The organism is Fulvivirga sp., assembly GCF_040218215.1.
Lineage (GTDB): Bacteria > Bacteroidota > Bacteroidia > Cytophagales > Cyclobacteriaceae > Fulvivirga.
In genome coordinates, this window is sequence record NZ_JAVJQL010000016.1 from 21,234 (window position 1) to 27,233 (window position 6,000).

Annotated in this window: 2 protein-coding genes; both read right to left on the reverse strand. The window is 42.2% G+C overall.

Annotation, left to right across the window (positions count from 1 at the left end; genetic code table 11):
• Positions 1-76: 76 nt before the first annotated feature.
• Positions 77-3,217 carry a WD40/YVTN/BNR-like repeat-containing protein gene (locus tag RIB54_RS12840; protein ID WP_350101283.1) on the reverse strand — a complete coding sequence of 1,047 codons (3,141 nt, stop codon included), beginning with the start codon at positions 3,215-3,217 and terminating at the stop codon, positions 77-79.
• A 595-nt stretch (positions 3,218-3,812) separates the two neighbouring features.
• Entirely contained in the window at positions 3,813-5,873 is a 2,061-nt protein-coding gene (locus tag RIB54_RS12845; RefSeq protein WP_350101284.1) for a c-type cytochrome, read from the reverse strand.
• Positions 5,874-6,000 lie beyond the last annotated feature (127 nt).

Sequence of the window (6,000 nt, forward strand, 5' to 3'; positions counted from 1 at the left end):
TTATTCAAATCAATATATTAACTATAATGTTTCTTTCTTAAAAGCCCCCTTTGAAGGGGGCTAGGAGAATACTCTACTATTGATTCACCTCTGGCGCTGGTCCTTCCAATAACTTAAGACCTTTGTCTTGAACAGCCTTATTTAATTGATTTAGCTTTTCCTTATAAACCTTATCTAAGTCTTTGAGTTCCTTATCCATTTCACTGGTTACTTGTTTTCTTACTTCTTCGGCCTGGTCAGTGGGTGGATAGTCACCACGCTGCTGGTCAGCCATTAAGAAGGCCAATCGGTTATTGATACGAATACCAAAATTAAGCGGATCTTGATAAGCTTCATTTTTAGTCATGTGGATGTTGTTTTCAATAACATCCAACTCTTTATAAAGCTCATCTGCCATGTTTTTTATCTGATCAAACTCTGATTGTCCTTTTATCTTTTCACGTAAGTAGTTAATGTCTTCCTTGGTTTTTCTTATGTCTATGATGGCCTGATGCCCTTCACTTACTTTATCTCTTACTTTCATTAAGAACTCAAACTGTTTTTTATAATCCTCCATAGTGTTGGGAAGCCTTGGGTCTTTCTGTATGGTGAAAGGTTGCTCCATGGTCTTTCCATTTACTGTTAATTGTACAGTATAGTTACCCGGCATAGCTTTTGGCCCCCTGTTTGGCGATGAATATAAAATCATACCTTTAAACTCTTTGAAGCCTGGATAGCGCATATCCCAAACCATTCTATTTCCTCCCTTTTCAGGCTTAATAGCCAGCTTTTTGTCTTTGGAGTGATTTGAAAAGGTAGATATGAGCTCACCGCTGCCATCTAAAATTTTAATGCTTACAGAATCTTTATCCGCTAAATCCTTGAGATAATAATGCACCATCACTCCATCGGGATGATTTTCACCTACCAGCTTGGTATTTGGCTCACCCCAGCCTCCCTGATTTATTCTATAGCTGTCATCTGGTTTAAACAAATAAAAATTACTGGCGGCTACCTCGTCATTAAGTTGGTGCAGTGGCGTCAGGTCATCAATGATCCAAAAACTTCTACCATGAGTGGCTGCAATCAAATCATTGTCCCGTACTTGTAAGTCTCTGATGGCTACAATAGGCAAATTCAGCTGAAAAGGCTGCCAGTTGATACCGTCATTGAAAGAAACATACATGCCCCATTCGGTACCAGCATAAAGCAAACCCGGTTTTACCTTATCAGCTCTGATGGCTCGTGTATAATGACTATTATCGATGCCACTGGTGATCTTAGTCCATGTTTCTCCATAGTCGGTAGTTTTATAGAGGTAAGGGGTGTAGTCACCAAATTTATAGCTGGTGGCAGCTAGGTAAGCTCCACCTTTAACATGTGGATTTACATCAATGCAATTCATCATATTGTATTTAGGGGAGCCTGGAGGAGTTACATTTTTCCATGTTTTACCACCGTCTCTAGTAACATGTACCAGTCCATCATCAGATCCTACCCAAAGAACTCCTTCTTCTTGTGCCGATTCAGCAGTGGCAAAAATGGTTCCGTAGAATTCTACTCCTGTATTGTCCTGTGTGATAGGTCCACCTGAAGAAAGTAAGGTCTCTGGTTCATTTCTGGTAAGATCTGGTGAAATCACTTCCCACGACTGACCCTCATTAGTGGTAACATGCAGGTAGTTGCTACCAGCATACAATTTGTTCTTGTCATGAAGGCTAAAGAAGACTGGATAATTCCAATTGAAACGATATTTCATCACTTCAACACCAGAACCAGCAGGATTATCAGGCCAAACATTGGTTGACCTTTCCTGGTCTATTGAGTGGTCCATACGCATCATATAGCCTTTGTAAGTACCACCGTATACAATGTCATTATTCTTTGGGTCTGGGGCCAGATGAGCGCTTTCACCACCAGCTGTGGATTCCCAGTCACTTTCAGTAATGGCGTTTCCAGCATTTCTGCTTGCTATTCTTATAGCCGAATTGTCCTGCTGAGCTCCATATATCCGGTATGGGAAGCTATTGTCAGTAGCAACACGGTAAAACTGCGCTGTAGGCTGGTTGTGATAAGTGGTCCAGTTATTTCCTCCATCAGTAGATATTTGAGCACCACCATCATCTGCTATGACCATTCGCTGATTGTTGTTTGGATCAATCCACAAATCATGATGATCGCCATGTGGTGCATTTTTAAGTTCAAAAGTTTTGCCACCGTCTTTGGACACACCATAGCTTACGTTCATCACATATATCATGTCCTCATTCTGGGTGTCAGCGGCTATACGGCTGTAATACCATGCCCTTGAGCGTAAGGCACGATTAGCACTTGTTTTTATCCAGGTTTTACCTGCATCATCAGACCTGAAAAGACCGCCATCTTTGGCTTCTATGATCGCCCATACACGCTCTGAATTTACTGGTGACACAGCCAAGCCAACAATTCCCCATGGCCCTTTTGGTAGTCCGTTTTCTTTGATTTCAGCCCAGCTATCACCGCTGTCTGTACTTTTAAAAATCTTGCTGTCAGGACCACCACTATCCATTCTGTAGCCATTTCTTTTCATTTGCCATGTGGCGGCATACATTATTCTAGGGTTGTTAGGGTCGAGGATCAAATCTCCAGCGCCAGCTTTATCGCTTACATAGAGAATGCGCTCCCAACTTTTACCACCATCCATACTGCGGTAAACACCACGCTCACTATTGTCTTTCCATAAGTTGCCAATGGCAGCAACATAAACAATGTCAGGATTGGTAGGGTGGATTCTTATTCTGGAAATATGCTCTGTCCCTTTTAGGCCAATGAATGTCCAGGATTTTCCGGCATCGGTAGATTTCCACACACCACGGCCGCTTGACACATTCCCTCTTAATGTCTGCTCGCCTTCACCTACGTAAATCACATTAGGGTCAGACTCAGCCACTGCCACAGCACCGATTGAGCCGCCAAAATAACCGTCAGATATGCACTCCCAGGTAGAGCCACCGTCAGTTGTGCGCCAGACACCGCCACCAGCGGTGCCCATGTAGTAAAGGTTGTTGTTGCCAACCACACCAGTAGCAGTTCCGGCCCGGCCACCACGATAGGGGCCTATTGAGCGCCATTTCATTCCTTCATATAAGGACTGGTCATAACTGATAGACTGGGCTGATGATTTGCTCTTGCGTTGTGCTTCGGTAGTGGATAATAAAGCGACCGAAAATAGAAGAATGAGTAGGATAGAACGATGCATAAATTCTGAATTTGATTGTAATCGGAAATTAATCAAAGTCAGTAGCTATTGCACATTATATTATGTTAACGGTTTTGGTTGAAAGTCTAGCTGTTAACTCATCCGATGACTTTCTGCACTATGAAGATAGTCATCGGATGAATGGATCTGCTTGTGAGTTGTTTCAAGTGGCTTCAGACACTTTAAGTTTGAACCAATTAAGTTATTTTTAACAGTACTCTTTGACCAGTAAAATCAATAACGCTTGAATATTTATAATGCTCAGCCTCTTCAACGAGTCCAGCTGCAACGGGAAGACTTAAAAGAACGGAACTGAATGCACTCGTTAAAAAAACGAGCGAGCGGAGTTATAAATCCAATAAAAACCGTTTTTCGTCATCCTGAGTCCTCTTTCCATTAAGATTTTGGCAAAAGAGGACGTGAGGATCTCCTAATTCAAAGAGATTCCACGGCTGCCATCCCACAAACAGCCCAAAGAGCCTCTGAATGACGGTTTTATTTGATTTATTGTACTTATTTAAAACACCCTATAATTCCCTCAAGGTGATATTCCCCATTTGGAGGGGAGGTGAAGTAAGTCATCGGATGAATAAATCTAATTTCCATTCCGTACTGGATGTCCCAATTGTGCCCAAACCAATATGCCTTCATCAAGAACAGCAGTATTTTTAAAGCCATTTCTTCTCAGGGTATTCATTACTCTTTCAGAAGCGGCATGTGGACAAGCGCAATAAGCTACTACCCATGTACTGTCATTAGGGATATCTTTTACAAAGTTCTCTGGCTCTTCATAATAAGGTACAGGTATAGCACCTGGAATATGCATCTGGCGCCAAGCTACTTCAGATCGGGCATCCAGCAATACCAAACGTGAGCTATCTCGCATTGCTTTTATCAGCTGCTCTGCAGATAAATACTTGCCTTCCTTGAGTGTAAAATTTGGCGCTTTATTATTTGGATTCAGCACATAATTTTCAGGTTTTGGTATTGACACCGTATCCTTTTTAGGAACATCCCAGCCTGACGCACGGCTCCGAAGAAAGGCTGTCAATGCATCTAGTTCATCACTGTCCAAACTGTCTTTGAATGCTATCATAGGAGTGCCATCTCGTCCTTCAGCAATGGCATAGCGAAGGAAATGATCGGTGGCCGTTGCCAGTAGCATTGGGTTACCCAAAGCCGTTGCAGTAATGCCTTCGCCATCTTTTCCGTGGCATACAGCACAGTTGGTGTCATATAATTTTTGGCCTAGCTCAGCATCGCCTTTTATTGGCTCTCTGGATAATTCAATAGCTTTTTCAACGCCAGCAGTCTCTTCCAGCCATTTTAGGAGCAATTCAATTTCGATATACTCCAACGGGCCACCTTGCAAATCCCTATAGCCAGCCATAGCGGTGTTAGCCCGGCCATATTGGATGGTGTAACGCATAAAATTAGTACCCTGACTGGTAGCTAGCAATGAGTGGGAGCGGAGTGAGGGTGCATTATCGGCTCCATAGCCCTGACGATCATCACCATGACAAAGTGCGCAATACTTCGTGTACAATTCAGAAGCATGCAAGATAGCTGTGCTATCAAGTTTGTCATTGGGTCTCAGCATTAACGCCATAGCCCCTTGCTCTTGAGGTTCCTGAACAAACTCTAGCTGAACACCACGAGCATAATCTTTAAAAACAACCAAACGCTGAGCCGAATCTGTTAATATTAAAGCCTCTTCCGGCAATCGCTCTTGCAGATAGTTATGGGTCTCATTGATATCCTCAACCTCAAATCGCAGCGCAAAAACACCGCTTCCATTCGTCTTTAAAAATTCAGAAATATCATCATCTGTAGCAGTCGGGGCTACTAAGTGTATTTCCTGATTACGGATTAATTTAAAACGAACGAGAGTTTTTGATTTATCAGGCTCCAATTCATTAAATCCCATTTTTGTAAATTCTTGGCGGGCAGCATCAAGGTCATCAACTGCAATGATAATGGCGGCAGTGCCTACAACACCATTGGGATGATCGTCATATCGTCTTCCATAGCTGTAGTAAGTTTTCCATTGTTTCATTGTGCCTGGGTAGTCGAAATCAATGTACTCTACAAAGCCGGGCATATTGCCTGATTGATTTAAGCTTGCAAAATCAACCCTGCGCTCATCGGGCTCACCATTATCCCATGACCAGCCATCAGGAGTTTCTGATGAAGTACGGTAGGACTTTATCGAGTCCATTTGGAAGCCCTTTGAGGCTAGCCAAGCTGACGAAGAATCTGCAGACGAGCTGGATAATGAATACATTCTAATGCCTTCATTGTTTTTCAGGAAGGAAGAGATAAACTGAGGCTTAACGTCATCAGCGATAGAATCATCAAGCGCTAGTATTTCTAAAGCCGACAAATCTGGAAATGAAATGTAAAAGGACTTTGATCCTGCATAGGCTGAGTTTTGAGTCTCATCAGGCACATCAAAACCCAAGGTATCTTTATAATAAGCACTTGCGGATTTGAGATCATCAACAATTAGGGTAGCGTTGTTAATGCCGAAACCTGTGCCCATAAGAAAGGGTTTATCCTTTTCTGTTGTACAGGCTGAAACGGCAAAAAGTATAAGCAGCAGAAAGGATACAGAGATCGACTTCAAATGCTCCAATAGATTAGATGCAACTTTCATAATGATTATACTTTCGTTTGGCGTGTAATCAAGAAAGTTAACCTGATATTCCTAGAAATAAAATAATTATTGGAATGTCAGGACAGATTGTAATTAATAATATTGAAAACTAAGAAACATGTAAGTC